This window comes from Rhizobium binxianense, assembly GCF_028994275.1.
Lineage (GTDB): Bacteria > Pseudomonadota > Alphaproteobacteria > Rhizobiales > Rhizobiaceae > Rhizobium > Rhizobium binxianense.
The window spans coordinates 1,310,542-1,336,610 of record NZ_CP118713.1; the positions used below are offsets into that span (position 1 = coordinate 1,310,542).

Consider the following 26,069-nt stretch of genomic DNA (forward strand, 5'->3'; position numbering starts at 1 on the left):
GCAGGATCGAGACGCAAAAGCCCCGGAAACGGGGCTTTTCTTTTGCTCAGACCATTGCGCTGATGTCCATGTCCTCAAACAGCGCTGCCGACAGATCGGCAATCTCGTCATGAACGGCGGCGCGCTCGATCCCCGGAGGATCGGTAAAGAGTTCTGCCGCAAAGGCGAGGCCAAGCGCCGAGCCCTCCGGCACGAAGACATAATGTCCAAGGCCGCCGCCGAAGATTTTAAGTGCGCTGCGCTTGAGCCGCGCATGCAGCCATGCCGAACATTCCTCAGCCGGTGCCGCCCTGTCGGCATCGCCGACCAGGATAAGGGCGGGCGCCTCGACGGCTTTCAGGCTTTCCTCGCTGAATCCGAGAACCGATCGCCCCGGCGCGCAGACGAGCGCGGCCTTGATTCTCTCGTCCCGGTACGATTTCGACATGCGCGACCATGAATCACGAAACACCTCGCTGGTGCGAAGCAGTGTGGGGATATGATCGGCAAGGTCAGGAAATTCCCTTGGTCCGCGTGCGCCACCCGGCTTCATCCTGGACGGTTCGAACTGAGAGAACCGGGCGACGGCGCCAAGCAGCAGCATCACGCTATAGGCTCCGGCCGAAAATCCGGCGGCAAACACACGCGTCGTATCGATATGGCCGGAGAGATCGCCGAGCCAGTCATCATGCCGGTCGAGCATGTAGCTCAGATCCGGCGCCCGCTCCCAAAGACAGGCGAAGCCTTCAGCGCGATAGGGCTCGATGCCGGTATTGCCGTGATGGCTGACGCCGAGCGCGGCAAACCCGCGATCGACCAGGCGTCGCGCCAGCCACTCCAGCCCGGCCGCAGATCCGCCCGTGCCGTGCGACAGAAGTACCAAGGGATAGGGTCTGGCCGCCGGCCGAATGGGTGCATCGCGAGCGATCGCCGCCTTCTGGAACCAGCTTCTTTCCGCCGTATCGCTTTCCCGCGCGTCATCGGCAGTGGGATACCACAGCGACCAGCTGATGGGTCTGGGGCCGTCTGCGTCCCAGTTCGACCTGTTCTCGTCGTAGAGGACGCCGTCGCGAAAGCCGAGTTTCATCGCCTGGATGCCTCTCCGAACAGCTCCCGGCCGTTCAATTCGTCGCCTTCTCCACGGTGATGTCACCGAATTCATCGATCAGCACGGTCCAGCCATCCGGCTCGGCGGCAGGGTCGGTCTTCAGATAGATCGTGGCGAACAGCCCCGGCTCCTTGATGATGCCGTTCGAATTCTCGGGGCGTATATCCGTTACGTAAGGCTTGAGATCGCTGATCTCCTGCAGCTCGACGGTCGAGGTGATCGCCGGGCCGGTGTCGGTCTGGGCAATCTGCTGCAGATAGACCTTCGAGGTCCTGTCCGCCTGGCGGACGGCAAAGAGCTTGTAATAGCCGTGGCGCTGCGTGGCCTTTACCTCGGGGTTGGCAACGCTCTCGGCGCCCCCGGGCGCCCGCTCGACATCAGGTGCGTTGCCGTCGTCCTGCCAGTAGCCGGTGCTGGTCGCGAAAATCACCGATGCCGGCAGGATGGCGTCCTGCGCCGGTAAGGCTGCGGCCGACCACCCGATGAGAAATACGGTGGTCATCAATGTCAGACGCATTGCCATTGTCTCAATCCTTGAACTGCTCGGCAAGAATACGGTCGGACCAGGAGCGGTCGGGATCGGAAAGGATGCGCGCCGTCATATGCTCCGACTGGGCGATGCGGACATGCAGCACCGATTTGACCTCGGTATTGTCGGCCACCGCGTTCACCGGCCGCTTCACCGGTTCGAGGACGTCGATATCGACGGTCACCCTGTTCGGAAGCAGTGCGCCCCTCCAGCGCCGCGGCCGGAAAGCACTGACCGGCGTCATGGCGAGTAGCGGCGCCTCGAGTGGCAGGATCGGGCCATGGGCGGAAAGATTATAGGCCGTCGACCCGGCAGGGGTCGCCACCATCAGCCCGTCGCAGATCAGTTCCTCCAGGCGCACGCGCCCGTCTATCGTGACCCTCAAATTGGCCGCCTGATAGGACTGCCGGAAAAGATAGACCTCGTTGATGGCGAGCGCCGTCGAATTGGTGCCGTCGGCGTTGGCCGTCGTCATCTGCAATGGGTGAAAGACGTTTTCGACGGCGAGGCAGATTCGCTCCTGAAGGTGTTCGCTGCGATAATCGTTCATCAGGAAGCCGACCGAACCGCGATTCATGCCGTAAACCAGCTTGCCGGAGTTCATGGTGTGGTGCAGCGTCTGCAGCATGAAACCGTCGCCGCCGAGCGCGACGATGACATCGGCTTCATCAGCGGGGACGTCGCCATAGATGCGAATCAACTCCTCGCGCGCGGCAAGCGCCTCCGTCGTGGGTGAGGCGAGAAAGGAAAGCGTCTGAAATGAACGGCCCATGCAATGCCCTTTGTGATGCTGCTCTAGCTAAAGGATAAAGGGCTGGCGCGACAAGGCCGTTTTCTCTAGCCAAGCCTTTTGAGGGCCAGCCGACCTCCACACAGACACGAATTTTCCTTTACAGAATCATAGAATCTGCTAGTTGGGCAATTATTGCCCTTGTAGCTCAGTTGGTAGAGCACCTGATTTGTAATCAGGGGGTCCCGGGTTCGAACCCTGGCGGGGGCACCAGCCTACGCTCCGTGAGCTTTGGCTCGGCAAGCCGGAGGGCGCAGCTAAGCGGAGGCACACCGCTTTCTCCAGGTTCGACGTTGTCGCTTGATCGCACTCGGCAGATTTTTTCAAATAGCAAGTATCGCTTGATGAACCGCGCGTGAAGGGTTGCTTCAGCGCCAATTCAGCCGCATCCGCCTATCTTCGCCTCATCATCAATGAGGAAACAGCCATGAAGCTCGCACATCTCTTTCTCGCCGCAACCATATCCGTCGGTGCGGCTTTCGCTTCCGTCGCTCCGGCAGCGGCCATGCCGGCCGAGCGGCCCGCGGTGACGGCGCAGGGCGATATCATTCAAGTTCGTGATGGCTGGCGACGGGATCGCGACCGCGACGACCGTGATGACGGTGGCTGGCGCGATGAGCGCGATTGGCGCCGCTCCGATTGGCGCGATGACCGCCGTCATTGGCGGCGGTGGCGTGCCGAGCGTTGGCAGGAACGTCGCGAGTGGCGTGATTACGATCGCGGCATCCCGTTCTGGCTCTACCGCGGCTGACGATAAAGGCCCGGATCATCCGGGCCTTTTTTCAATGCGTGACGGGTTCGTTGACGCTTGCTTCGATCCTGTCGCCATTGCCGGTCTGTCCGGCGCCCGACGGCGACATCATCGCGATGCTGAGCACAGAGACGATCATGAAGGCGACGACGGCGATCATTATGCGCATAGGCGTTCAATCCTCGTTCGATTCCGGGATTAACGCGTGATTGCGGTCCGCGTTCCTGCCGGGGTTATTGCACTGGTCCCGGCTGCGCGGCGCCGGGCGCCGTCGGCGACAGGGGATCGGGCTGGTGGATGGGATGCGAGGTGTCCACCCAGATGATACTGAGAATAATCACGACGAAGACCGAGACAAAGAGGATACCGAAAATCAGCGGTCGAATGGCCATGATGGGGATGGTTCCTTCTTGCTTCTGACCGGTCGCTGCAACCGTTCATCGCCCGATCATAGTGTTCCGGAAGGTCTTTCCAAGGCAAAAGTGGATTTCTCCGGCATCGGGCAGGCGCTGCGGCGGCTTTGCCGGCACCGGTTTTCCCTCTGTCGCAAGGGATCGAACCATGCCAGAGATACCGAAGGATTCGGAGGCGGGAACTCTCATGAAGCGGACGATCACCACGTCGATTATCCTTGCGGCACTGATTTCCTGCGCCGGAGCGTCCGAAACACCAGCCCCTTTCGACAGGCCGGTGAAAGTGGATGTCGTCGCGCTGCCGAAGGACGAACTCAATCCCGATGCAAAGCCGAAGATCACCTGCAGCCGCTATCCCACCTTCATGGTCAAGGAGGTCGATCTCGGCGAGGTCGGCGCCGAAAGGCTGGCGCTGCTGGCCGCCGATGCGCCCTGTGAGCGCGCCGGCGACCGCGAGCGGGTGATCGACGACGATACTGCCGGTTACCTCATGGGCGTCAGCGGCGGCTTCGTCTTCTTCCGCGCGGCGGATGGATGGAACGGCGGGCTGCCCTTCGTCGTCTACGACGCGGCGACGGGCGAGCGGCTGCTGGATGATTCCTTCGAGGGCGATAATTTTACCGCGATCAGGAGCGGGAAGGGGGAGCTGACTCTCGATTTCCGCCGCGTCTACACCGCTTCGTGTTCGCTCTATCTCGATACTGCCTGCGCCAAGGCGATTGCGGCCGACATCGGCCTGTCACTGACGCAACTGCCGGATTGCGCCGCAGCCTACAAGGCGGAAATGAAGCGCAGCCCCGATCACGCCAGCGAAATCGAGAAACTGCCGAGCGTGATCGTCTACCCTGTCGAGGTTGCCTATGCGGCGGGCGAAACGACTCGCCGGTCCATGGATGGACGAACCACTTGCGGGACGCCCGACTGATCAGAAAAGACTCTGGGATTAGCGGCGCACCAGCGAAAGCGGTTTGCCGCCTTCCTCCTTCGACTTGTCGAAATTGCCGTCGGCGCGCATGGTAAAGCCAAGCGACGAACCGTCCTGACTCATCAGCGTCAGCCCGAAACCGTCGATATGCCAGACCGCGAGCTTCAGCTTAGCGACATTGGCGGCGCAGTCCCCCGAAAGTGACAGCGGCGCATTGCCCTGCGCATCGGCATGGCCATCGAGCGTCACGCCGCAGAGCCTTTCGCCGTCCGGCCTTTGCATCGTCCATGTTCCGGCCAGGCTGTCGAAGCTCGGCAGATGATCGACGCCATCGGGTGCTGATATCAGCAAAAGCGGCGTACCGTCTTGCGTCTTCATCGGCGAGCCCTCGTTCTCAATGAAACGGGCAAGCACCTTGCGCGTCGCATCGATCAGGATGACGCCGCCATTGCCGTCGAAATTCCAGGCATAGGCTTCGGCAAGCGAAGGCAGCGGCTTGCTGCAGGCGTCCTGGCCGGAGAGCGAATAGCCGCCGATCGTCTGATCGGTTTGCAGCGTCATCCGGCATCCGGCTTGGCCGTTTTCCGGGGCAATGAGATAGGTTCCGGCCTGCGCTTTGAGAATATCGGAATCGATATCCTGGCCGTATGCCAGTCCGCAGGTAAGCAACACCGCTGCCGAAGCCGTGAGTCGAGGGATGAGACGGATCATGACATTCCCTTTGCCGCAGCCAGCCTATGCCTTCAGGTGGAGCCGCGCCGCATACAGCGCGATCGCCGCCGCATTCGAGACGTTGAGCGATTTGATCGCGCCCGGCATATCGAGACGGGCAAGGGCGTTGACGGTTTCCCGCGTCTTCTGCCGCAGGCCCTTGCCCTCGGAACCGAGCACCAACGCCAGCTTCTCGCCGGAGAAGGTGCCTTCGAGCGGGGCCGGTCCTTCCGAATCGAGGCCGATGGTGGAGAAGCCGAGCTTATGCAATTCGCCGAGCGCATCGGCGAGATTGGTGACCTGTATATAAGGGATGAGTTCCAGTGCGCCGGAGGCGGATTTGGCGAGCACGCCGGATTCGGTCGGGCTATGTCTCTGAGTGGTGATGACGGCGCCGGCATTGAAGGCAACGGCCGAGCGCATGATCGCGCCGACATTGTGCGGATCGGTGACCTGATCGAGGACGAGCAGGAGAGGGCTGTCCTTCAGCGCTTCGAGCCGGCGGACCGGCAGCGGCCGCGTCTCCAGCATGACGCCCTGATGGATCGCCTCGGGGCCGAGCACCTTATCGATCTCCTGCGGCGAGACGATCTCGAAGGGAATACCGAGCGTTTCCAAGTCGACTTCGAGCCGTGCCAGCGCGTTCTGCGTCGTAAACAGCTTGATCTTCTTGCGCTCGGGATTGTCGAGGGCGGCGCGCACCGTATGCAGGCCGTAGAGATGCACCTGATCGGGCGCCAGCGCCGGCGGCTTCCAGTCCTCGCCCCCACGCCTGCGCTTCTGCGGCTGAGGTGTCGGAATCTCGCCGCGTTCGCGCTTGGCGTCACGGTGCGCGCGCCGCAGCGTGGCGTAATGCGTATCCTTGGCGGATGGGTCTGTCGCGGGCTTGCCGCCGGATTTCTTGTCTTTGCTCATGCGGCTTTATAGCCACGCGGCTCGCCGCCGCATAGGCTTTCTTTCATGTGCCGGCTTTCGGCGAAGAATGAAATTTTTCGTGTTTTTTCCGTTGTCATCGTGTTGACAGACTGAAATGCTCCGGTCATATACGCGGCGCAGACGACAGGCGGCAACGCTTCGAAGTCTGACAAACTTGGTCTTCTAGATCCGGACGAAAAACTGGAGAGATGCCCGAGTGGTTAAAGGGGACGGACTGTAAATCCGTTGGCTCAGCCTACGTTGGTTCAAATCCAACTCTCTCCACCATTCGTCATCGGATCGGACCATCCCGCGGGTATAGCTCAATGGTAGAGCAGCAGCCTTCCAAGCTGAATACGCGGGTTCGATTCCCGCTACCCGCTCCAGTTTTCCCAAGCCCCATTCATACCCGGCGCCGCCGCGACAATTCCGCATGCACCTGTTTTGGAAGAGGCTGGCAATAGCGGCAGGCGAGGGCGCTCGGCCCCGGGGCGCCTGTGGCTCGTCTCCGGCAGTCCACGCGATTTTCTCCAAGGATTTCAGCGTTTTTGAAGGGGGCTTCGGCGAATCGCCTTGCAGGCTGCGAATTGTCCCCCATATGCGCTGTCACACCAAGAATGGCGTCTGCAATTAAGTCTTGCGCAATGTCGCCGAAAGCCTTAAACGGCGGCACTAAACCGGTTCGCCGGGGTCCACTATTTCGTTCACAGGAAGCATTCAAATGGCAAAGAGTAAGTTTGAGCGCAACAAGCCGCACGTCAACATCGGCACGATCGGCCACGTTGACCACGGCAAGACGTCTCTGACGGCAGCGATCACGAAGTACTTCGGTGAGTTCAAGGCGTACGATCAGATCGACGCGGCTCCGGAAGAAAAGGCCCGTGGCATCACCATTTCGACGGCGCACGTCGAATATGAGACACCGGCCCGTCACTATGCGCACGTCGACTGCCCCGGCCACGCCGACTACGTCAAGAACATGATCACCGGTGCTGCCCAGATGGACGGCGCGATCCTGGTGTGCTCGGCCGCCGACGGCCCGATGCCGCAGACGCGCGAACACATTCTGCTGGCCCGCCAGGTTGGCGTTCCGGCGATCGTGGTGTTCCTGAACAAGGTCGACCAGGTTGACGACGCCGAGCTTCTCGAACTGGTCGAGCTCGAAGTTCGCGAACTTCTGTCGTCCTACGACTTCCCGGGCGACGATATCCCGGTCGTCAAGGGTTCGGCGCTTGCTGCTCTTGAAGACAGCGACAAGAAGATCGGCGAAGACGCGATCCGCGAGCTGATGGCTGCGGTCGATGCCTACATCCCGACGCCTGAGCGCCCGATCGACCAGCCGTTCCTGATGCCGATCGAAGACGTGTTCTCGATCTCGGGCCGCGGTACGGTTGTGACCGGCCGCGTCGAGCGTGGCATCGTCAAGGTTGGCGAAGAAGTCGAGATCGTCGGCATCCGTGCGACCTCGAAGACGACGGTGACCGGCGTTGAAATGTTCCGCAAGCTGCTCGATCAGGGCCAGGCCGGCGACAACATCGGCGCTCTGGTTCGCGGTGTGAACCGTGACGGCGTCGAGCGTGGCCAGATCCTGTGCAAGCCGGGCTCTGTCAAGCCGCACAAGAAGTTCATGGCTGAAGCCTACATCCTGACGAAGGAAGAGGGTGGCCGTCATACGCCGTTCTTCACCAACTACCGTCCGCAGTTCTACTTCCGCACGACCGACGTGACGGGCATCGTGACGCTGCCGGAAGGCACGGAAATGGTTATGCCTGGCGACAACGTCACGGTTGCCGTCGAGCTGATCGTTCCGATCGCGATGGAAGAAAAGCTGCGCTTCGCGATCCGCGAAGGCGGCCGCACCGTCGGCGCCGGTATCGTTGCTTCGATCGTCGAGTAATCCTGGATTACCTTCAATTCATGAAAAACCCCGCTGGAAACAGCGGGGTTTTTTCGTTTTGATGCCTCTCGGTTGGCTTAACAGGTGTTGTAAAAATATCGTTAAATGGGCCTGTCACAGTATTTTGTTCATCTAGCGTTCAGAAACCGGTTTGTGAATTGCCCAGTTTAGTCCAGACTCCTTCTTGCAAAGAGGAGAGCCCGGATGATTCCAAAGGCCACATTCGCTGCGACGATATTCGCAATGTATGTTTTCACGATGTTTTTCATCGCTGCAATTCCGCAAGAGGTTGTTCAGGCAGCCGGAGTGCAGATCGACGAGTTAAGCGTCGTCAAGTGACGCCGCTGGAGGTAAGTGTCGTCAAGTGACGACACTCCGGAGCATCGCAGGCTTTTGCGGTGATCGGAACTGATCGGCCAGGTGCTCCGGATAGGGTGCGCCTGGCGATGCGGGGGTGAACCCTTGCCGGACGCTCGCTTGCTCTTCGCGCGGAAGCGTCTAACTATGCCTCCGATGTCATGGCGCGGAGGATTATTCCATGAAGAAGCGAATTCTGTTCACGGGCGGTTCGGGCAAGGCAGGTCGCCATACCGTGCCGTGGCTCGTCAATGCAGGCTACGAGGTTCACAACCTCGATCTCGTGCCGCTGGATAGTCCCGGCGTCACCAATCTCATTGCCGACATCACCGATAGCGGCCAGGTCTTCAACGCGCTCTCGATGCACCGCGATTTTCCCGATCTCGATGCGGGCAGGGGCGTGCAGCCCTTCGACGCCGTCGTACACTTCGCCGCCATCCCGCGCATCCTGATCAAGCCTGACAACGAAACCTTCCGCATCAACACGATGGGCACTTATAATGTCATCGAGGCGGCGGTGAAGCTCGGAATCAGGAAGATCATCGTCGCATCGAGCGAGACGACATACGGCGTCTGCTTCGCCGAAGGCCATCGCGATTTCCACCAGTTCCCGCTGGAGGAGGACTACGACGTCAATCCGATGGATTCCTACGGGCTTTCCAAGGTGGTCAATGAAAAGACGGCCCGCGCCTTTGCCGAACGTTCGGGCTTCGACATCTATGCGTTGCGTATCGGCAACGTCATCGAGCCGCACGAATATGAGCGATTCCCCACCTTTTTCGCCAATCCCGAGATGCGCAAGCGCATTGCCTGGAGCTATATCGACGCCCGCGACCTCGGTCAGATCTGCCATCTCTGCATCGAAAAGGACGGTCTCGGCTATCAGGTCTTCAACGCGGCCAACGACACCGTCTCGGCCAATACCCCGTCGAAGGAGCTTGCGAAGCGATTCTTCCCGAACGTGCCCTTCACCCGCGAGGTCGGCGAATATGAAGGTCTGCTCTCCAATCGCAAGATCCGCGAGGTGTTGGGTTTTAAGGAAGAGCACGATTGGCGGAAATATGTGAAGGTCTGAACGGAGCCCGGTGCGCAATGAGGTGGCGCGATGAAAAGTCGATCGCTCGCATATGCACAGAATGGCTTTGAAAATCGAAAATCGTGCTTGCCAATCCGCTGTCGTCGTCCTAAAGGGAGCGCCATGCTTTTCAACAGCGATTTGCGGGTCTTGGCCCGGACGCTGAATGACCGGTATGAAGGGGTATAGCTCAGTTGGTAGAGCGGCGGTCTCCAAAACCGCAGGTCGTAGGTTCGAGCCCTACTGCCCCTGCCATTTTCCTTGATGCGGGACAGCGCGGACATGCTCGCGGCATTCCGGCCGAGGGATTATGGGTGGTAACTAATTTCGTTAAACTTCGGTTTCCCTCTTGTGTATTCGGAAATCGGTGTTTATTTAGGGTTCAACAGACACGCGGTGCGTGGGGCTGATAGTTTCAGCTTTACGCGCCGTAATTGCGTGGGCAGTCGATGGCATCCAAATCCAATCCGTTTGCGTTTCTGCAGCAGGTTCGCTCCGAGACGTCGAAAGTTACATGGCCGTCGCGCCGCGAGACGATGATCTCGACGGTTATGGTGCTTGTGATGGTGGTTTTCGCTGCGCTGTTTTTCTTTGCCGCTGACCAGCTGATCGGCTGGGCTCTGAGCTTCGTGCTGAATACCGGCAATTGATACGGGTGGAGATGAAAATGGCGGCACGTTGGTACATCGTCCACGCATATTCAAATTTTGAGAAGAAGGTCGCTGAAGACATCGAGAACAAGGCTCGCCAGAAGGGGCTTGAGCACCTGTTCGAGAAGATCCTCGTGCCGACCGAAAAGGTGGTGGAAGTGCGTCGCGGCCGCAAGGTCGATTCCGAGCGCAAGTTCTTCCCGGGCTATGTCATGGTTCGCGCCAATCTGACGGATGAAGCCTATCACCTGATCAAGAATACGCCGAAGGTTACGGGTTTCCTCGGTTCCGACAATAAGCCGGTTCCGATTCCGGATTATGAAGCCGAGCGCATTCTCGGTCAGGTCCAGGAAGGTGTCGAGCGGCCGAAGGCCTCCATTACCTTCGAGATCGGCGAGCAGGTTCGCGTTTCGGATGGCCCGTTCGCTTCGTTCAACGGCACGGTTCAGGATGTGGACGAAGAGCGTTCACGCCTGAAGGTCGAAGTGTCGATCTTCGGCCGCGCAACGCCGGTCGAGTTGGAATACGCTCAGGTCGAGAAGGTCTGATTGCAGAGATTGGAAGCTGGCCCTTGCGGCCTGTTTCCCGCGGACCTTGTCCGCACCCGCGTGGAAGGTGAGGGGTCTTAGCCGGACCCTAATGATCCGCACCACGCAACCGCAGCCGCCGGAGAGATCCGGCATCACGGGCCGGGCGACCGGTCGTTCATGAAAGGCAGAGAGATATGGCTAAGAAAGTTGCAGGCCAGCTCAAGCTTCAGGTCAAGGCAGGATCGGCAAACCCGTCCCCGCCGATTGGTCCGGCGCTTGGTCAGCGTGGCATTAACATCATGGAATTCTGCAAGGCGTTCAATGCCGCCACGCAGGAAATGGAAAAGGGTATGCCGATCCCGGTCGTCATCACCTATTACCAGGACAAGTCCTTCACCTTCGCGATGAAGCAGCCTCCGGTCAGCTACTGGCTGAAGAAGGAAGCGAAGATCACGTCCGGTTCCAAGACGCCTGGCAAGGGCGCCAAGGCCGGCTCCCTCACCAAGGCTCAGATCAAGACGATCGCAGAAGCCAAGATGAAGGATCTGAACGCAGCGGATATCGAAGGTGCAATGGCGATGATCGAGGGCTCTGCCCGCGCCATGGGCCTGGAAGTGGTGGGTTAAGATCATGGCAGGTAAGCGCACGCAGAAGATCAACGAAGGTGTTGATCCCACCAAGCTCTACGCTCTGAGCCTGGCCATCGGCATGGTCAAGGAACGGGCTGTGGCCAAGTTCGACGAAACCATCGAAGTCTCGATGAACCTCGGTGTCGACCCGCGCCATGCGGACCAGATGGTTCGCGGCGTCGTCAACCTGCCGAACGGCACGGGCCGTACGGTTCGCGTTGCGGTCTTTGCTCGTGGCGCCAAGGCTGACGAAGCCAAGGCCGCCGGTGCCGATGTCGTCGGCGCCGAAGACCTCGTCGAGATCGTCCAGGGCGGCAAGATCGAATTCGATCGCTGCATCGCCACCCCCGACATGATGCCGCTCGTCGGCCGTCTCGGTAAGGTGCTCGGCCCGCGCGGCATGATGCCGAACCCGAAGGTCGGCACCGTCACCATGGACGTCGCCGGAGCCGTCAAGGCTTCCAAGGGCGGCGCCGTCGAGTTCCGCGTCGAGAAGGCTGGCATCGTCCATGCCGGCATCGGCAAGGCCTCTTTCGACGCCAAGGCTCTGGAAGAAAACATCCGCGCTTTCGCTGACGCCGTCATCAAGGCGAAGCCGGCTGGCGCCAAGGGCAACTACGTCAAGCGCGTGGCGATTTCCTCGACCATGGGCCCGGGCGTCAAGATCGAAGTCGGCTCGGTCACCGCGGCTCCGACTGCATAAGTTATGGCCGGGCTTTAAAGCCCGGCGACTGAATTTCCGGCCTCGCAAGGGGCCGGAATATTCCGGAGAAATCCGGAATCCTGTCCGAGATTGCAGGTGGTTTTCCCTTAATCACTTTGGCCTGCATGAGACGGGTAAGACCCGAATTGCATGAAGTTCGCTTCTCGTAACTCGGTTCGAGCCTTGGATGCCTTGTGCCTCTTTAGCCTTGATTGGCGCGGAGCGCGGGGGGACAGGATCCTCAAGCGTCGCTTGGGATCTCACATGATCCCAGGAGGCAAAGGCAACCCGGCAGGCCCGTTTTCGGTCCTGCCAACTGGAGATAGGCAGTGGAAAGAGCGGAAAAACGCGAATTCGTCACGGAACTGAACGAAGTCTTCAAGGCTTCGGGCTCGGTTGTCGTGGCCCACTATGCTGGTGCCACAGTCGCGCAGATGAACGATTTTCGTTCGAAGATGCGTGCAGCTGGCGGTACCGTCAAAGTCGCGAAGAACCGCCTGGCCAAAATTGCCCTTCAGGGTACGGAAGCGGAAGGGATTACCAATCTCTTCAAAGGTCAGACGCTGATTGCATACAGCAATGACCCGATCACCGCTCCGAAGGTCGTCATGGATTTCGCCAAGACCAATGACAAGATCATTGTTCTGGGCGGTGCCATGGGAACAACCACGCTCAACGCCGAAGCAGTCAAGTCGCTTGCGACCCTGCCTTCGCTCGACGAGCTGCGTGCGAAGCTGCTGGGCATGATCCAGACACCGGCTACCCGCATCGCTGGGGTTGTTGCAGCACCGGCAAGCCAGCTTGCGCGTGTGTTCGCGGCCTACGCCAAGAAGGACGAAGCCGCTTAAGGCGGTTTTTCGCTGTTTATAATCAACCGGTTCGAACCGAACAAAAGGAACTAGTAAAATGGCTGATCTCGCAAAGATCGTTGACGACCTCTCCTCGCTGACCGTTCTGGAAGCTGCAGAACTGTCGAAGCTTCTCGAAGAAAAGTGGGGCGTTTCCGCTGCTGCTCCGGTAGCTGTTGCTGCCGCTGCCGGCGGCGCTGGCCCGGCTGTCGTTGAAGAAGAAAAGACCGAATTCGACGTCATCCTCGTCGACGCTGGTGCCAACAAGATCAACGTCATCAAGGAAGTCCGCGCCATCACCGGTCTCGGCCTCAAGGAAGCCAAGGACCTCGTCGAGGCCGCTCCGAAGGCTGTCAAGGAAGGCGTCAACAAGGCTGAAGCCGCTGACATCAAGAAGAAGCTTGAAGACGCTGGCGCCAAGGCCGACGTCAAGTAATCTTGAATTGCTTTTGGGAGGCAGTCTCGACTGCCTCCCATTTGCCGTTTTTCTGAACGAATTACCCAAAAGCCGCGTCAAACCGGCTTTTGGGTAATGGGTTCTTCAAAAGGATAGTCTCTCGCCGAGGGCAGCACAGCAATCCGAGCTGAGCGTTTTCGGGAGTCGGACGAGATTGAACTACCCATTGATTGACGGGATCGACTGGCCATCGGTTCCCGTCCGTTGCAGGCCCGGGTGCAAGATTTTGAAGGAGCGACGATGGCTCAGACCCTTTCGTTCAACGGTCGCAGGCGCGTACGCAAGTTTTTTGGTAAGATCCCCGAAGTCGCAGAAATGCCGAACCTCATCGAGGTTCAGAAGGCGTCCTACGACCAGTTTTTGATGGTTGAAGAGCCGAAAGGCGGCCGGCCCGACGAGGGTCTTCAGGCCGTTTTCAAGTCGGTTTTCCCGATCACCGATTTCTCCGGCGCTTCCATGCTGGAATTCGTGTCCTACGAGTTCGAACCGCCGAAGTTCGACGTTGACGAATGCCGTCAGCGCGACCTGACCTATGCAGCGCCCCTGAAGGTGACGCTGCGCCTCATCGTGTTCGATATCGACGAGGATACCGGCGCGAAGTCGATCAAGGACATCAAGGAACAGTCCGTTTACATGGGCGACATGCCGCTCATGACCAATAACGGCACGTTCATCGTCAACGGCACCGAGCGCGTGATCGTCTCCCAGATGCATCGTTCGCCGGGCGTCTTCTTCGACCACGACAAGGGCAAGAGCCATTCTTCCGGCAAGCTGCTCTTTGCTGCCCGCGTCATCCCCTATCGCGGTTCCTGGCTCGACATCGAATTCGACGCCAAGGATATCGTTTACGCCCGTATCGACCGCCGCCGTAAGATCCCTGTTACGTCGCTCCTGATGGCGCTCGGCATGGACGGCGAGGAAATCCTCGATACCTTCTACACGAAGTCGCTCTACAAGCGCGACGGCGAAGGCTGGCGTATTCCCTTCAAGCCGGAAACGCTGAAGGGTGCCAAGGCGATCACCGAGATGGTCGACGCCGATACCGGCGAAGTCGTCGTCGAAGCCGGCAAGAAGCTGACCCCGCGCCTGCTGCGCCAGCTCTCCGACAAGGGCCTGAAGGCGCTGAAAGCCGCCGATGACGATCTCTACGGCAACTACCTTGCCGGCGACATCGTCAACTACTCGACGGGCGAGATCTATCTCGAAGCCGGCGACGAAATCGACGAGAAGACGCTTGGGGTCATCCTGGCAAACGGTTTCGACGAGATCCCGGTTCTCGGCATCGACCACATCAATGTCGGCGCCTACATCCGCAACACGCTGTCTGCCGATAAGAACGAGAACCGCCAGGACGCTCTGTTCGACATCTACCGCGTCATGCGTCCGGGTGAACCGCCGACCATGGAATCGGCCGAAGCCATGTTCAATTCGCTGTTCTTCGATGCGGAGCGTTACGACCTCTCCGCCGTCGGCCGCGTCAAGATGAACATGCGTCTCGACCTGACGGTGGAAGACACCGTCCGCATCCTGCGTAAGGACGACATCCTGGCCGTGGTCAAGATGCTGGTCGAACTGCGCGACGGCAAGGGCGAGATCGACGACATCGACAACCTCGGCAACCGCCGCGTCCGGTCGGTCGGCGAGCTGATGGAAAACCAGTACCGTCTCGGCTTGCTCCGCATGGAGCGCGCGATCAAGGAACGCATGTCCTCGATCGAGATCGACACGGTCATGCCGCAGGACCTGATCAACGCCAAGCCGGCGGCTGCCGCCGTTCGCGAATTCTTCGGTTCCTCGCAGCTCTCGCAGTTCATGGACCAGGTCAACCCGCTCTCGGAAATCACCCACAAGCGCCGTCTTTCGGCGCTTGGCCCGGGTGGTCTGACCCGTGAGCGCGCCGGCTTCGAAGTCCGCGACGTGCATCCGACCCACTACGGCCGTATTTGCCCGATCGAAACGCCTGAGGGACCGAACATCGGTCTCATCAACTCGCTTGCGACCTTTGCCCGCGTCAACAAGTACGGCTTCATCGAAAGCCCATACCGTCGCATCGTCGACGGCAAGGTGACGAGCGACGTGCTCTACCTCTCCGCCATGGAAGAGGCGAAGTACTACGTCGCCCAGGCCAACGCCGAAATGAACGCTGACGGTTCCTTCGTCGACGAGTTCGTCGTCTGCCGTCATGCCGGCGAAGTCATGCTCGCGCCGCGCGACAGCATGAACCTGATGGACGTTTCGCCGAAGCAGGTCGTTTCGGTTGCAGCCGCGCTCATTCCGTTCCTGGAAAACGACGACGCCAACCGCGCGCTCATGGGTTCGAACATGCAGCGTCAGGCTGTGCCGCTGCTGCGTGCCGAAGCCCCGTTCGTCGGGACCGGCATGGAGCCGGTTGTCGCCCGTGACTCGGGCGCTGCCATCGGCGCCCGCCGCGGCGGTGTGGTCGACCAGGTCGACGCGACGCGTATCGTTATCCGCGCCACCGAAGACCTCGAAGCCGGCAAATCCGGCGTCGATATCTACCGCCTGCAGAAGTTCCAGCGCTCGAACCAGAACACCTGCGTCAACCAGCGTCCGCTGGTCACCGTCGGTGACGTCGTCAACCGCGGCGACATCCTCGCCGACGGCCCGTCGACCGATCTCGGCGATCTGGCGCTCGGCCGCAACGCGCTCGTCGCGTTCATGCCCTGGAACGGCTATAACTACGAAGACTCGATCCTGCTCTCCGAGCGCATCGTTGCCGACGACGTGTTCACCTCCATCCACATCGAAGAATTCGAAGTGATGGCACGCGACACCAAGCTCGGGCCTGAGGAAATCACCCGCGATATTCCGAACGTTTCGGAAGAAGCGCTGAAGAACCTCGACGAAGCCGGCATCGTCTATATCGGCGCCGAAGTTCAGCCGGGCGATATCCTCGTCGGCAAGATCACGCCGAAGGGCGAAAGCCCGATGACGCCGGAAGAAAAGCTTCTGCGCGCCATCTTCGGCGAAAAGGCCTCCGACGTGCGCGATACGTCGATGCGCATGCCGCCCGGCACCTACGGCACGATCGTCGAAGTTCGCGTCTTCAACCGCCATGGCGTCGAGAAGGACGAGCGCGCGATGGCGATCGAGCGCGAAGAAATCGAGCGTCTTGCGAAGGACCGCGACGACGAGCAGGCGATCCTCGACCGTAACGTCTACGGCCGTCTGATCGAAATGCTGCGCGGCCAGGCGTCCATCGCCGGCCCGAAGGGCTTCAAGAAGGGCACCGAGCTTTCGAACGCCGTCGTCTCCGAATATCCCCGCTCGCAGTGGTGGATGTTCGCGGTCGAGGACGAGAAGGTCCAGAGCGAACTCGAAGCGCTCCGCGGCCAGTACGACGAATCCAAGTCGCGCCTTGAACAGCGCTTCATGGACAAGGTCGAGAAGGTCCAGCGCGGCGATGAAATGCCTCCTGGCGTCATGAAGATGGTCAAGGTCTTCGTCGCTGTGAAGCGCAAGATCCAGCCGGGCGACAAGATGGCCGGCCGTCACGGGAACAAGGGCGTCGTCTCGCGCATTGTGCCGGTGGAGGACATGCCGTTCCTCGAAGACGGCACGCATGTCGACGTCGTTTTGAACCCGCTCGGCGTGCCTTCGCGCATGAACGTCGGCCAGATCCTCGAAACCCACCTGGGTTGGGCCTGCGCCGGCATGGGTCGCCAGATCGGCGAGCTGATCGAAGCCTACAAGGCCAATGGCAACATCGAGCCGCTGCGCAAGACCATCGGCGATGTCGTCGGTGACGGTCCGAAGGCCGAACAGGTCCACGAGTTCGACGACGAGTCGGTCCTGCGTCTCGCCGACCAGTGGAAGCGCGGCGTTTCGATTGCGACGCCTGTTTTCGACGGTGCGCATGAAGGCGACGTCAACGACATGCTGCGGCTGGCAGGTCTCAAGGATACCGGTCAGTCGACGCTCTATGACGGCCGTACCGGCGAGCAGTTCGACCGTCAGGTGACGGTGGGCTACATCTACATGCTGAAGCTCAACCACCTGGTCGACGACAAGATCCATGCCCGTTCGATCGGTCCTTACTCGCTCGTGACCCAGCAGCCGCTGGGCGGCAAGGCGCAGTTCGGCGGCCAGCGCTTCGGCGAAATGGAAGTCTGGGCGCTCGAAGCATACGGTGCTGCCTACACGCTGCAGGAAATGCTGACGGTGAAGTCGGACGACGTCGCGGGCCGCACCAAGGTCTACGAAGCCATCGTCCGCGGAGACGACACGTTCGAAGCCGGTATTCCGGAAAGCTTCAACGTTCTCGTCAAGGAAATGCGCTCGCTGGGCCTCAGCGTCGAGCTCGAAAACACCAAGCTTGACGAGGCGCAGGCAGCTCAGCTGCCCGACGCGGCCGAGTAAGCACTTGATAGGGCGTGCGCTGCCAATGCAGCGCACGCCGGTCCCGCCGGGCGCCGTATCCATGTCGGCCCGGGAGGGAAGTTTCGCCGCATCTTGCGGTTATTCTCGTTTAAGCGAGGGAGGCGGCTCCCGGGAAATTGCCGCCGACCATCGCATTTTGAGGGCGCTTTAGCCCATGAAGGAGACAGGCATGAACCAAGAGGTCATGAATCTTTTCAATCCGCAGGTGCCTGCACAGAATTTCGATTCCATTCGGATTTCGATCGCGTCTCCGGAGAAGATCCTCTCCTGGTCCTACGGTGAGATCAAGAAGCCGGAAACCATCAACTACCGCACGTTCAAGCCGGAACGCGACGGTCTGTTCTGCGCGCGCATCTTCGGGCCGATCAAGGACTATGAATGCCTGTGCGGCAAGTACAAGCGCATGAAGTACAAGGGCATCATCTGCGAAAAGTGCGGTGTCGAAGTCACGCTGTCGCGCGTTCGCCGTGAGCGCATGGGCCATATCGAGCTCGCCGCTCCCGTTGCCCACATCTGGTTCCTGAAGTCGCTGCCATCACGCATCTCGACGCTGCTCGACATGACGCTGAAGGATGTCGAACGCGTTCTCTACTTCGAAAACTACATCGTCACCGAGCCGGGCCTGACCGCCCTGAAGGAGCACCAGCTCCTCTCGGAAGAAGAGTACATGCTCGCCGTCGACGAATACGGCGAAGACCAGTTCACCGCGATGATCGGCGCTGAGGCGATCTACGAGATGCTGGCCTCGATGAACCTCGAAAAGATCGCCGGCGATCTGCGCTCCGAGCTTGCCGACACCACGTCGGATCTCAAGCAGAAGAAGCTGATGAAGCGCCTGAAGATCGTCGAGAACTTCATGGAGTCGGGCAACCGCCCGGAATGGATGATCATGAAGGTCGTCCCGGTCATTCCGCCGGACCTGCGTCCGCTGGTTCCGCTCGACGGCGGCCGTTTCGCGACGTCGGATCTGAACGATCTCTACCGCCGCGTGATCAACCGCAACAACCGTCTGAAGCGCCTGATCGAGCTTCGTGCGCCTGGCATCATCATCCGCAACGAAAAGCGCATGCTGCAGGAATCGGTTGACGCGCTGTTCGACAACGGTCGTCGCGGTCGCGTCATCACCGGCGCTAACAAGCGTCCGCTGAAGTCGCTGTCCGACATGTTGAAGGGCAAGCAGGGCCGCTTCCGCCAGAACCTGCTCGGCAAGCGCGTCGACTATTCCGGCCGTTCGGTCATCGTCACCGGTCCGGAACTGAAGCTGCACCAGTGCGGCCTGCCGAAGAAGATGGCGCTCGAACTCTTCAAGCCGTTCATCTATGCCCGCCTCGACGCCAAGGGTTACTCCTCGACCGTCAAGCAGGCCAAGAAGCTGGTCGAAAAGGAAAAGCCTGAAGTCTGGGATATCCTCGACGAGGTCATCCGCGAGCATCCGGTTCTCCTGAACCGCGCACCGACGCTGCACCGCCTGGGCATCCAGGCCTTCGAACCTACCCTGGTCGAAGGCAAGGCAATCCAGCTGCATCCGCTCGTCTGCACGGCGTTCAACGCCGACTTCGACGGCGACCAGATGGCCGTTCACGTGCCGCTGTCGCTTGAGGCCCAGCTCGAAGCCCGCGTGCTGATGATGTCGACCAACAACATCCTGCACCCGGCCAACGGCGCGCCGATCATCGTTCCCTCGCAGGACATGGTTCTCGGCCTCTATTACCTGTCGATCCTGAACCAGAACGAGCCGGGCGAAGGCATGGCCTTCTCCGATCTCGGCGAGCTGCATCACGCGCTGGAAAGCAAGGTCGTGACGCTGCACACCAAGATCCGCGGCCGTTTCAAGTCGGTCGACGAGGATGGCAAGCCCTACTCGAAGATCTATGAGACGACGCCTGGCCGTCTGCTCATCGGCGAACTGCTGCCGAAAAACGGCAAGGTGCCCTTCGACATCTGCAACCAGGAAATGACCAAGAAGAACATCTCCAAGATGATCGACACGGTCTACCGTCACTGCGGCCAGAAGGACACGGTCATCTTCTGCGACCGTATCATGCAGCTCGGCTTCTCGCATGCCTGCCGCGCCGGCATTTCGTTCGGCAAGGACGACATGGTCATTCCGGATGCCAAGGCCAAGATCGTGGCCGACACCGAGAGCCTGGTGAAGGAATACGAGCAGCAGTACAATGACGGCCTGATCACCCAGGGCGAAAAGTACAACAAGGTTGTCGACGCCTGGGGCAAGGCGACCGAAAAGGTCGCCGAAGAGATGATGGCCCGCATTAAGGCGGTCGAATTCGACGACAAGACCGGCCGCCAGAAGCCGATGAATTCGATCTACATGATGAGCCATTCCGGCGCCCGCGGTTCTCCGAACCAGATGCGTCAGCTGGGCGGCATGCGCGGCCTCATGGCCAAGCCGTCGGGTGAAATCATCGAGACGCCGATCATCTCGAACTTCAAGGAAGGCCTGACCGTCAACGAGTACTTCAACTCGACGCACGGCGCCCGCAAGGGTCTGGCAGACACCGCCCTGAAGACCGCCAATTCGGGTTACCTCACGCGCCGTCTCGTCGACGTCGCGCAGGATTGCATTGTCACGCATGTCGATTGCGGCACCGAAACCGGCCTCACCATGACCGCCATCGTCGATGCCGGTCAGGTCGTTGCCTCGCTCGGCGCCCGTATCCTCGGCCGCACGGCGCTCGACGATATCGATCATCCGGTCACGGGTGAGCGCATCGTCGATGCCGGCAAGATGATCCTCGAGCCCGATGTCATCGAGATCGAGAAGGCGGGTATCCAGTCGATCCGCATTCGTTCGGCGCTGACCTGCGAAATCCAGACGGGCGTCTGCTCGGTCTGCTACGGCCGCGACCTCGCGCGTGGTACACCTGTCAACATGGGCGAAGCCGTGGGCGTCATCGCTGCTCAGTCGATCGGCGAGCCGGGCACCCAGCTCACCATGCGTACCTTCCACCTTGGCGGTACGGCAACCGTGGTCGACCAGTCGTTCCTGGAAGCGTCGTACGAAGGTACGGTGCAGATCAAGAACCGCAACATCCTGCGCAACTCCGATGGCAACCTCGTTGCTATGGGCCGCAACATGACCGTCCAGATCCTGGACGAGCGTGGCGTCGAACGTTCGTCGCAGCGTGTTGCCTACGGTTCGAAGCTGCATGTCGACGAAGGCGACAAGGTCAAGCGCGGCCAGCGTCTGGCAGAGTGGGACCCCTACACCCGTCCGATGATGACGGAAGTGGCCGGTACCGTTCAGTTCGAAGACCTAGTCGACGGTCTCTCCGTTCTGGAAGCGACCGACGAGTCCACGGGCATCACCAAGCGTCAGGTCATCGACTGGCGTTCGACCCCGCGCGGTTCGGACCTCAAGCCGGCGATCGTCATCAAGGATGCCAGCGGCAATGTCGCGAAGCTGTCCCGCGGCGGTGACGCCCGCTTCCTGCTCTCGGTCGACGCGATCCTGTCGGTCGAACCGGGCACCAAGGTCTCCCAGGGTGACGTGCTTGCGCGTTCGCCGCTGGAAAGCGCCAAGACCAAGGACATCACCGGCGGTTTGCCGCGTGTTGCCGAGCTGTTCGAGGCCCGCCGTCCGAAGGACCACGCCATCATCGCAGAGATCGATGGTACGATCCGCCTCGGCCGCGACTACAAGAACAAGCGCCGTGTCATCATCGAGCCGGCGGAAGACGGTGTCGAGCCGGTCGAATACCTGATCCCGAAGGGCAAGCCCTTCCACCTTCAGGAAGGCGACTATATCGAAAAGGGTGACTACATCCTCGACGGTAACCCGGCTCCGCACGACATCCTGGCGATCAAGGGCGTGGAGGCTCTGGCCTCCTACCTCGTCAACGAGATCCAGGAAGTCTACCGCCTGCAGGGCGTTGTCATCAACGACAAGCACATCGAGGTGATTGTCCGTCAGATGCTGCAGAAGGTGGAAATCACCGATGCAGGCGACTCGACCTATATCGTCGGCGACAATGTCGACCGGATCGAGCTCGAAGACGTCAACGACCATCTGATCGAGCAGGGCAAGAAGCCCGCCTATGGCGATCCGGTTCTTCTCGGCATCACCAAGGCGTCGCTGCAGACCCCGTCCTTCATCTCGGCCGCGTCCTTCCAGGAAACGACCAAGGTGCTGACGGAAGCTGCGATCGCCGGCAAGACCGACGGCCTGCAGGGTCTGAAGGAAAACGTCATCGTCGGCCGCCTCATCCCGGCCGGCACCGGCGGTACCATGACCCAGATCCGCCGTATCGCCACATCGCGCGACGAGCTGATCCTCGAAGAGCGCCGCAAGGGCACCGGTGCTGCCGTTGCCACGCCGATGCTGCAGGACATGGCCGAAAAGGCTCCGGCCGCGGAATAATCCGCGGCTGAAGCCCGCGAATAAAACGCCAATTGAAAAACCGCCCGGAGCGATCCGGGCGGTTTTTGTTTTGGGTCTGATCTGATTGGTCTGGGGGAGGGAAGGCGGCTCGTTCCGCTTAGGCTGCATTGGCGACCGGCAGCGCGAGCGGCGGCCTCCTTCAGTTGAAGCGGATGATCGCAACCTCGCCGTCGACGGCGCCCTGGTAGGCGGAGGCGTGCGGCTCTTCGGCGGGCACTTCGGTCAGCATGCCGATCTGGTCGAGATCGGCTTCGATGAAGCCTTCCTCGGCAAGCGCGTTCAAGGCCTCGCGGACGGCCGTGTCGTCGTCGGGCGCTTTCAGCATGATGTGCAGGTCGATGCCTTCGCTGGCGTCGGACTCGTAGCCCTTGCCGATGATGATGAAGATCATCGGCCCGTCGAAATTATTGTCGTTATCAGGTGTCGTAATCATCGCCTGTCCTTCGGCTCTTTAACGATTCGGTCGCCCGAATCCCGCTGTGAGGGCCGCACGCCGCAATTGCTGATTCCTTAACTGCTTTTGCCGCAATGCCCAAGTTTTTATCTTGGTGCACGGCCGCCATTTCGTCTAGAAGGATGAAATCAGGGCCTCAGGCCCTGAGATCAAGGCGATACGGCGAGTTTATTTCTTAACCGGCCTTGACGAGACAGGTGGAAACCAGTAGTACCCCGGCCATCAGATCCCATGTGAGGCTTGGCTGTTCGGGGCGACGCGCCCTGAAGTTCACCTCAAACAAGGTTCTAAACGCACGTTGAAGTCATGATGCTGCACGCACGACGCATATTTTATGTGTCCTCTGCTCCTTGTGGTCCATCTGCGGAAGCGGATCGGGCCATATTTTGCGCATTGACGGAAAACGTACGTCACTGCCGGAGACGGCGCGAGTTCAAGCCCGCAAGGGTACTGAGATAAAACGTAAGGGATGGTTGAATGCCTACCGTAAACCAGCTGATCCGCAAGCCTCGCCAGGCGAACGTAAAGCGTAACAAGGTTCCCGCACTCCAGGAGAACCCGCAGAAGCGCGGCGTTTGCACGCGCGTCTACACGACGACGCCGAAGAAGCCGAACTCGGCTCTGCGTAAGGTCGCAAAGATCCGCCTGACCAACGGCTTCGAAGTCATTGGTTACATCCCCGGCGAAGGTCACAACCTTCAGGAACACTCCGTCGTCATGATCCGTGGCGGCCGCGTCAAGGACCTTCCGGGTGTCCGTTATCACATCATCCGCGGCGTTCTCGATACTCAGGGTGTCAAGAACCGCAAGCAGCGCCGCTCCAAGTACGGCGCGAAGCGTCCGAAGTAATTCGGTTTTGAATAATCCGGCGCTGCGCGAGGTCCTCCGCGTCATGAAGCGCCTTAACGGTTGAAGAGACAAAAGTATGTCCAGACGTCATAAAGCAGAAAAGCGCGAGATCAATCCGGACCCGAAGTTCGGCGATCTGGTCGTCACCAAGTTCATGAATGCCATCATGCTCGACGGCAAAAAGTCGGTTGCTGAAAACATCGTTTATGGCGCGTTCGACGTCGTCCAGGGCAAGTCCAAGCAGGAGCCGCTTACGGTTTTCCATTCTGCGCTCGACAACATTGCGCCGCACGTTGAAGTTCGCTCGCGCCGTGTCGGTGGTGCGACCTATCAGGTCCCGGTCGACGTTCGCCCGGAGCGCCGCCAGGCTCTCGCCATTCGCTGGCTGATTGCCGCCGCCCGCAAGCGCAACGAAACCACCATGATCGATCGCCTGTCCGGCGAACTGCTCGATGCGTCCAACAACCGCGGCTCCGCCGTCAAGAAGCGCGAAGACACGCACAAGATGGCTGACGCCAACCGCGCGTTCTCGCACTATCGCTGGTAATTCCGAACGGTATCGAAAGGCAGTCCACAATGGCTCGCGAATATAAGATCGAAGACTACCGTAATTTCGGTATCATGGCGCATATCGACGCCGGCAAGACCACGACCACCGAGCGTATCCTTTATTACACCGGCAAGTCGCACAAGATCGGCGAAGTCCACGACGGCGCAGCCACCATGGACTGGATGGAGCAGGAGCAGGAGCGTGGCATCACGATCACCTCCGCTGCCACCACGACCTTCTGGAAGGGTCGTGACGGCAAGATGCGCCGCTTCAACATCATCGACACCCCCGGCCACGTCGACTTCACCATCGAAGTCGAGCGTTCGCTGCGCGTTCTCGACGGCGCCATCGCGCTGCTCGACGCCAATGCTGGTGTCGAGCCGCAGACGGAAACCGTTTGGCGCCAGGCCGAGAAGTACAATGTCCCGCGGATGATCTTCTGCAACAAGATGGACAAGACCGGCGCCGACTTCTACCGCTCCGTCGAGATGATCAAGACCCGTCTCGGCGCAACGGCTGTCGTCATGCAGCTGCCGATCGGTGCTGAAACCGAATTCAAGGGCGTCATCGACCTGATCGAGATGAACGCTCTCATCTGGCGCGACGAGTCGCTCGGCGCCCAGTGGGATGTCGTCGAGATTCCCGAGGACATGAAGGCCAAGGCTGAAGAATATCGCGAAAAGCTGATCGAGACGGTCGTCGACATCGACGAAGCCGCGATGGAAGCTTATCTCGAAGGCATTCTGCCGGACAACGACCAGATCCGTGCGCTGGTTCGCCGCGGCACGATCGACGTCAAGTTCCACCCGATGTTCTGCGGCACTGCCTTCAAGAACAAGGGCGTGCAGCCGCTGCTCGACGCCGTTGTCGACTACCTGCCTTCGCCGATGGACATCCCGGCGATCAAGGGCATCGACTTCAAGACGGAAGCTGAAATCGAGCGTCACGCCGATGACAGCGAGCCGCTCTCCATGCTCGCCTTCAAGATCATGAACGACCCCTTCGTCGGTTCGCTGACCTTCGCCCGCATCTATTCCGGCAAGCTCGAAAAGGGCGCGTCGGTCATGAACACGGTTAAGGACAAGCGCGAGCGCGTCGGCCGCATGCTGCAGATGCACTCCAACTCGCGTGAAGACATCGAAGAAGCTTTTGCAGGCGACATCGTCGCTCTTGCCGGCCTCAAGGAAACCACGACCGGCGATACGCTCTGCGATCCGCTGAAGCCGGTTATCCTCGAGCGCATGGAATTCCCCGAGCCGGTCATCCAGATCGCCATCGAGCCGAAGACCAAGGGCGACCAGGAAAAGATGGGCCTCGCGCTCAACCGCCTGGCTGCTGAGGATCCGTCCTTCCGCGTCAAGACCGACCAGGAATCCGGCCAGACCATCATCGCCGGCATGGGCGAACTGCATCTCGACATCATCGTCGACCGCATGCGTCGTGAATTCAAGGTTGAAGCAACCGTCGGTGCGCCGCAGGTTGCCTACCGCGAAACCATCACCAAGACGCACGAAGAAGACTACACGCACAAGAAGCAGTCCGGCGGTACCGGGCAGTTCGCGCGCGTCAAGATCATCTTCGAACCGAACCCGGAAGGCGACGACTTCAAGTTCGAATCGAAGATCGTCGGCGGTTCCGTTCCGAAGGAATACATCCCCGGCGTCCAGAAGGGCATCGAAAGCGTTCTGTCTTCCGGTCCGCTCGCAGGCTTCCCGATGCTCGGCGTCAAGGCGACCCTCATCGACGGCGCCTTCCACGACGTTGACTCCTCGGTTCTCGCCTTCGAAATCGCATCGCGTGCCTGCTTCCGTGAAGCAGCCAAGAAGGCCGGCGCTCAGCTGCTCGAGCCGATGATGAAGGTCGAAGTCGTTACTCCGGAAGATTATGTCGGCGACGTTATCGGCGACCTGAACTCCCGTCGCGGTCAGATCCAGGGCCAGGAAAGCCGTGGTATCGCCGTCGTCATCAACGCGAACGTCCCGCTCGCGAACATGTTCAAGTACGTCGACAACCTGCGCTCCATGTCCCAGGGCCGCGCCCAGTACACGATGACCTTCGATCACTATTCGCCGGTCCCGTCGAACGTCGCAACAGAAATCCAGGCAAAGTATTCCGGTCAGAAGTGACCGGAATACCAATTGACCGATAA

At 60.2% G+C, this 26,069-nt stretch carries 25 protein-coding genes and 4 tRNA genes; 20 read left to right on the plus strand and 9 right to left on the minus strand.

Annotated features, from left to right (window positions below):
• Positions 1-46 precede the first annotated feature (46 nt).
• The 3 genes from PO860_RS06465 to PO860_RS06475 are packed head-to-tail and all read right to left on the minus strand — an operon-like array spanning position 47 to position 2,388.
• A complete protein-coding gene (locus PO860_RS06465) occupies positions 47-1,066 on the minus strand; it encodes an alpha/beta hydrolase family protein (RefSeq protein ID WP_183606562.1) in 1,020 nt (339 codons plus the stop codon).
• 34 nt (positions 1,067-1,100) lie between these two features.
• Positions 1,101-1,610 carry a hypothetical protein gene (locus PO860_RS06470; protein WP_183606563.1) on the minus strand — a complete coding sequence of 170 codons (510 nt, stop codon included), beginning with the start codon at positions 1,608-1,610 and terminating at the stop codon, positions 1,101-1,103.
• A gap of 4 nt (positions 1,611-1,614) precedes the next feature.
• Positions 1,615-2,388, minus strand: coding sequence for an NAD kinase (locus PO860_RS06475; protein WP_183606564.1), 774 nt, complete (start codon positions 2,386-2,388; stop codon positions 1,615-1,617).
• Between the two features lie 155 nt (positions 2,389-2,543).
• Here PO860_RS06475 and PO860_RS06480 point away from each other — a divergent pair.
• Together PO860_RS06480 and PO860_RS06485 are read left to right on the plus strand one after the other, a co-directional pair.
• Positions 2,544-2,619: transfer RNA gene (locus PO860_RS06480), tRNA-Thr, on the plus strand.
• A 142-nt stretch (positions 2,620-2,761) separates the two neighbouring features.
• Positions 2,762-3,157: a hypothetical protein gene (locus tag PO860_RS06485; RefSeq protein WP_183606565.1), complete on the plus strand. Its 396-nt coding sequence runs from the start codon at positions 2,762-2,764 to the stop codon at positions 3,155-3,157.
• 31 nt (positions 3,158-3,188) lie between these two features.
• On the opposite strand, the gene PO860_RS06490 is transcribed toward PO860_RS06485, so the two are convergent.
• Both PO860_RS06490 and PO860_RS06495 read right to left on the minus strand, forming a co-directional pair.
• Positions 3,189-3,326, minus strand: coding sequence for a hypothetical protein (locus PO860_RS06490; protein WP_183606566.1), 138 nt, complete (start codon positions 3,324-3,326; stop codon positions 3,189-3,191).
• A 64-nt stretch (positions 3,327-3,390) separates the two neighbouring features.
• The gene (locus PO860_RS06495) at positions 3,391-3,549 is read right to left on the minus strand and encodes a hypothetical protein (RefSeq protein ID WP_179874082.1); all 159 of its coding nucleotides are present in this window, start codon (positions 3,547-3,549) and stop codon (positions 3,391-3,393) included.
• Between the two features lie 169 nt (positions 3,550-3,718).
• Between PO860_RS06495 and PO860_RS06500 the strand changes: the two genes are divergently transcribed.
• On the plus strand, positions 3,719-4,495 hold the full coding sequence (locus tag PO860_RS06500) for a hypothetical protein (protein WP_246718228.1): 777 nt from the start codon (positions 3,719-3,721) through the stop codon (positions 4,493-4,495).
• 18 nt (positions 4,496-4,513) lie between these two features.
• Here the strand turns inward: PO860_RS06500 and PO860_RS06505 are convergent, their stop codons facing one another.
• From PO860_RS06505 to PO860_RS06515, 3 genes are read right to left on the minus strand one after another with little or no spacing between them, the layout of a single operon-like run.
• Positions 4,514-5,206, minus strand: coding sequence for an AprI/Inh family metalloprotease inhibitor (locus tag PO860_RS06505; RefSeq protein WP_183606567.1), 693 nt, complete (start codon positions 5,204-5,206; stop codon positions 4,514-4,516).
• A 24-nt stretch (positions 5,207-5,230) separates the two neighbouring features.
• Positions 5,231-6,121, minus strand: coding sequence for a 23S rRNA (guanosine(2251)-2'-O)-methyltransferase RlmB (gene rlmB / locus PO860_RS06510; protein WP_183606568.1), 891 nt, complete (start codon positions 6,119-6,121; stop codon positions 5,231-5,233).
• Positions 6,118-6,294: a hypothetical protein gene (locus PO860_RS06515; RefSeq protein WP_183606569.1), complete on the minus strand. Its 177-nt coding sequence runs from the start codon at positions 6,292-6,294 to the stop codon at positions 6,118-6,120. Before PO860_RS06515 ends, rlmB begins: the two co-directional genes overlap by 4 nt.
• A 30-nt stretch (positions 6,295-6,324) precedes the next feature.
• Here PO860_RS06515 and PO860_RS06520 point away from each other — a divergent pair.
• From PO860_RS06520 to rpoC, 14 genes are all read left to right on the plus strand, one after another.
• Positions 6,325-6,409, plus strand: a tRNA-Tyr gene (locus PO860_RS06520).
• A gap of 24 nt (positions 6,410-6,433) precedes the next feature.
• A tRNA-Gly gene (locus PO860_RS06525) sits at positions 6,434-6,507 on the plus strand.
• Between the two features lie 335 nt (positions 6,508-6,842).
• The gene (gene tuf / locus PO860_RS06530; protein ID WP_003573803.1) at positions 6,843-8,018 is read left to right on the plus strand and encodes an elongation factor Tu; all 1,176 of its coding nucleotides are present in this window, start codon (positions 6,843-6,845) and stop codon (positions 8,016-8,018) included.
• Positions 8,019-8,222: 204 nt separating this feature from the next.
• The gene (locus tag PO860_RS06535; protein ID WP_272783439.1) at positions 8,223-8,357 is read left to right on the plus strand and encodes a hypothetical protein; all 135 of its coding nucleotides are present in this window, start codon (positions 8,223-8,225) and stop codon (positions 8,355-8,357) included.
• A 199-nt stretch (positions 8,358-8,556) separates the two neighbouring features.
• Positions 8,557-9,450, plus strand: a complete 894-nt coding sequence (locus PO860_RS06540; RefSeq protein WP_183606570.1) for an NAD-dependent epimerase/dehydratase family protein — start codon at positions 8,557-8,559, stop codon at positions 9,448-9,450.
• A gap of 179 nt (positions 9,451-9,629) precedes the next feature.
• Positions 9,630-9,705 (plus strand) — tRNA-Trp (locus PO860_RS06545).
• A 194-nt stretch (positions 9,706-9,899) separates the two neighbouring features.
• On the plus strand, positions 9,900-10,100 hold the full coding sequence (secE, locus tag PO860_RS06550) for a preprotein translocase subunit SecE (RefSeq protein ID WP_003547514.1): 201 nt from the start codon (positions 9,900-9,902) through the stop codon (positions 10,098-10,100).
• A 17-nt stretch (positions 10,101-10,117) separates the two neighbouring features.
• Positions 10,118-10,648, plus strand: coding sequence for a transcription termination/antitermination protein NusG (gene nusG, locus PO860_RS06555; RefSeq protein ID WP_003547516.1), 531 nt, complete (start codon positions 10,118-10,120; stop codon positions 10,646-10,648).
• A gap of 176 nt (positions 10,649-10,824) precedes the next feature.
• Positions 10,825-11,256: a 50S ribosomal protein L11 gene (gene rplK / locus PO860_RS06560; RefSeq protein ID WP_047620024.1), complete on the plus strand. Its 432-nt coding sequence runs from the start codon at positions 10,825-10,827 to the stop codon at positions 11,254-11,256.
• A gap of 4 nt (positions 11,257-11,260) precedes the next feature.
• The gene (gene rplA / locus PO860_RS06565) at positions 11,261-11,962 is read left to right on the plus strand and encodes a 50S ribosomal protein L1 (RefSeq protein ID WP_085736907.1); all 702 of its coding nucleotides are present in this window, start codon (positions 11,261-11,263) and stop codon (positions 11,960-11,962) included.
• Between the two features lie 329 nt (positions 11,963-12,291).
• Positions 12,292-12,810 carry a 50S ribosomal protein L10 gene (rplJ, locus tag PO860_RS06570; protein WP_028757410.1) on the plus strand — a complete coding sequence of 173 codons (519 nt, stop codon included), beginning with the start codon at positions 12,292-12,294 and terminating at the stop codon, positions 12,808-12,810.
• A 58-nt stretch (positions 12,811-12,868) separates the two neighbouring features.
• Positions 12,869-13,246, plus strand: a complete 378-nt coding sequence (gene rplL / locus PO860_RS06575) for a 50S ribosomal protein L7/L12 (protein WP_028757409.1) — start codon at positions 12,869-12,871, stop codon at positions 13,244-13,246.
• A gap of 261 nt (positions 13,247-13,507) precedes the next feature.
• Positions 13,508-17,647, plus strand: coding sequence for a DNA-directed RNA polymerase subunit beta (gene rpoB, locus PO860_RS06580; protein ID WP_183606596.1), 4,140 nt, complete (start codon positions 13,508-13,510; stop codon positions 17,645-17,647).
• A 190-nt stretch (positions 17,648-17,837) separates the two neighbouring features.
• The gene (gene rpoC, locus PO860_RS06585; protein ID WP_183606597.1) at positions 17,838-22,046 is read left to right on the plus strand and encodes a DNA-directed RNA polymerase subunit beta'; all 4,209 of its coding nucleotides are present in this window, start codon (positions 17,838-17,840) and stop codon (positions 22,044-22,046) included.
• Between the two features lie 160 nt (positions 22,047-22,206).
• Here the strand turns inward: rpoC and PO860_RS06590 are convergent, their stop codons facing one another.
• The gene (locus tag PO860_RS06590) at positions 22,207-22,500 is read right to left on the minus strand and encodes a hypothetical protein (RefSeq protein ID WP_028757598.1); all 294 of its coding nucleotides are present in this window, start codon (positions 22,498-22,500) and stop codon (positions 22,207-22,209) included.
• Positions 22,501-22,998: 498 nt separating this feature from the next.
• On the opposite strand from PO860_RS06590, the gene rpsL reads away from it, so the two are divergent.
• From rpsL to fusA, 3 genes are all read left to right on the plus strand, one after another.
• Positions 22,999-23,370 (plus strand): 30S ribosomal protein S12, encoded by a 372-nt coding sequence (gene rpsL / locus PO860_RS06595; RefSeq protein ID WP_003547537.1) that lies wholly within the window; start codon positions 22,999-23,001, stop codon positions 23,368-23,370.
• A gap of 76 nt (positions 23,371-23,446) precedes the next feature.
• Positions 23,447-23,917: a 30S ribosomal protein S7 gene (gene rpsG / locus PO860_RS06600; RefSeq protein ID WP_003573807.1), complete on the plus strand. Its 471-nt coding sequence runs from the start codon at positions 23,447-23,449 to the stop codon at positions 23,915-23,917.
• Positions 23,918-23,946: 29 nt separating this feature from the next.
• Positions 23,947-26,046 (plus strand): elongation factor G, encoded by a 2,100-nt coding sequence (gene fusA / locus PO860_RS06605; RefSeq protein WP_183606598.1) that lies wholly within the window; start codon positions 23,947-23,949, stop codon positions 26,044-26,046.
• The last annotated feature ends 23 nt before the right edge of the window (positions 26,047-26,069 follow it).

Excerpts from the sequence above, each read along its gene's own strand:
- PO860_RS06465 (WP_183606562.1), bottom strand. The coding sequence starts at position 1,066 with ATGAAACTCGGCTTTCGCGACGGCGTCCTCTACGACGAGAACAGGTCG.
- tuf (WP_003573803.1), top strand. The coding sequence starts at position 6,843 with ATGGCAAAGAGTAAGTTTGAGCGCAACAAGCCGCACGTCAACATCGGC.
- secE (WP_003547514.1), top strand. The coding sequence starts at position 9,900 with ATGGCATCCAAATCCAATCCGTTTGCGTTTCTGCAGCAGGTTCGCTCC.
- rpoB (WP_183606596.1), top strand. The coding sequence starts at position 13,508 with ATGGCTCAGACCCTTTCGTTCAACGGTCGCAGGCGCGTACGCAAGTTT.
- rpoC (WP_183606597.1), top strand. The coding sequence starts at position 17,838 with ATGAACCAAGAGGTCATGAATCTTTTCAATCCGCAGGTGCCTGCACAG.
- rlmB (WP_183606568.1), bottom strand. The coding sequence starts at position 6,121 with ATGAGCAAAGACAAGAAATCCGGCGGCAAGCCCGCGACAGACCCATCC.
- PO860_RS06590 (WP_028757598.1), bottom strand. The coding sequence starts at position 22,500 with ATGATTACGACACCTGATAACGACAATAATTTCGACGGGCCGATGATC.
- nusG (WP_003547516.1), top strand. The coding sequence starts at position 10,118 with ATGGCGGCACGTTGGTACATCGTCCACGCATATTCAAATTTTGAGAAG.
- PO860_RS06535 (WP_272783439.1), top strand. The coding sequence starts at position 8,223 with ATGATTCCAAAGGCCACATTCGCTGCGACGATATTCGCAATGTATGTT.
- rplA (WP_085736907.1), top strand. The coding sequence starts at position 11,261 with ATGGCAGGTAAGCGCACGCAGAAGATCAACGAAGGTGTTGATCCCACC.
- PO860_RS06495 (WP_179874082.1), bottom strand. The coding sequence starts at position 3,549 with ATGGCCATTCGACCGCTGATTTTCGGTATCCTCTTTGTCTCGGTCTTC.
- rpsG (WP_003573807.1), top strand. The coding sequence starts at position 23,447 with ATGTCCAGACGTCATAAAGCAGAAAAGCGCGAGATCAATCCGGACCCG.
- PO860_RS06505 (WP_183606567.1), bottom strand. The coding sequence starts at position 5,206 with ATGATCCGTCTCATCCCTCGACTCACGGCTTCGGCAGCGGTGTTGCTT.
- fusA (WP_183606598.1), top strand. The coding sequence starts at position 23,947 with ATGGCTCGCGAATATAAGATCGAAGACTACCGTAATTTCGGTATCATG.
- PO860_RS06500 (WP_246718228.1), top strand. The coding sequence starts at position 3,719 with ATGCCAGAGATACCGAAGGATTCGGAGGCGGGAACTCTCATGAAGCGG.
- PO860_RS06490 (WP_183606566.1), bottom strand. The coding sequence starts at position 3,326 with ATGCGCATAATGATCGCCGTCGTCGCCTTCATGATCGTCTCTGTGCTC.
- PO860_RS06475 (WP_183606564.1), bottom strand. The coding sequence starts at position 2,388 with ATGGGCCGTTCATTTCAGACGCTTTCCTTTCTCGCCTCACCCACGACG.
- rpsL (WP_003547537.1), top strand. The coding sequence starts at position 22,999 with ATGCCTACCGTAAACCAGCTGATCCGCAAGCCTCGCCAGGCGAACGTA.
- rplL (WP_028757409.1), top strand. The coding sequence starts at position 12,869 with ATGGCTGATCTCGCAAAGATCGTTGACGACCTCTCCTCGCTGACCGTT.
- rplK (WP_047620024.1), top strand. The coding sequence starts at position 10,825 with ATGGCTAAGAAAGTTGCAGGCCAGCTCAAGCTTCAGGTCAAGGCAGGA.
- PO860_RS06540 (WP_183606570.1), top strand. The coding sequence starts at position 8,557 with ATGAAGAAGCGAATTCTGTTCACGGGCGGTTCGGGCAAGGCAGGTCGC.
- PO860_RS06470 (WP_183606563.1), bottom strand. The coding sequence starts at position 1,610 with ATGGCAATGCGTCTGACATTGATGACCACCGTATTTCTCATCGGGTGG.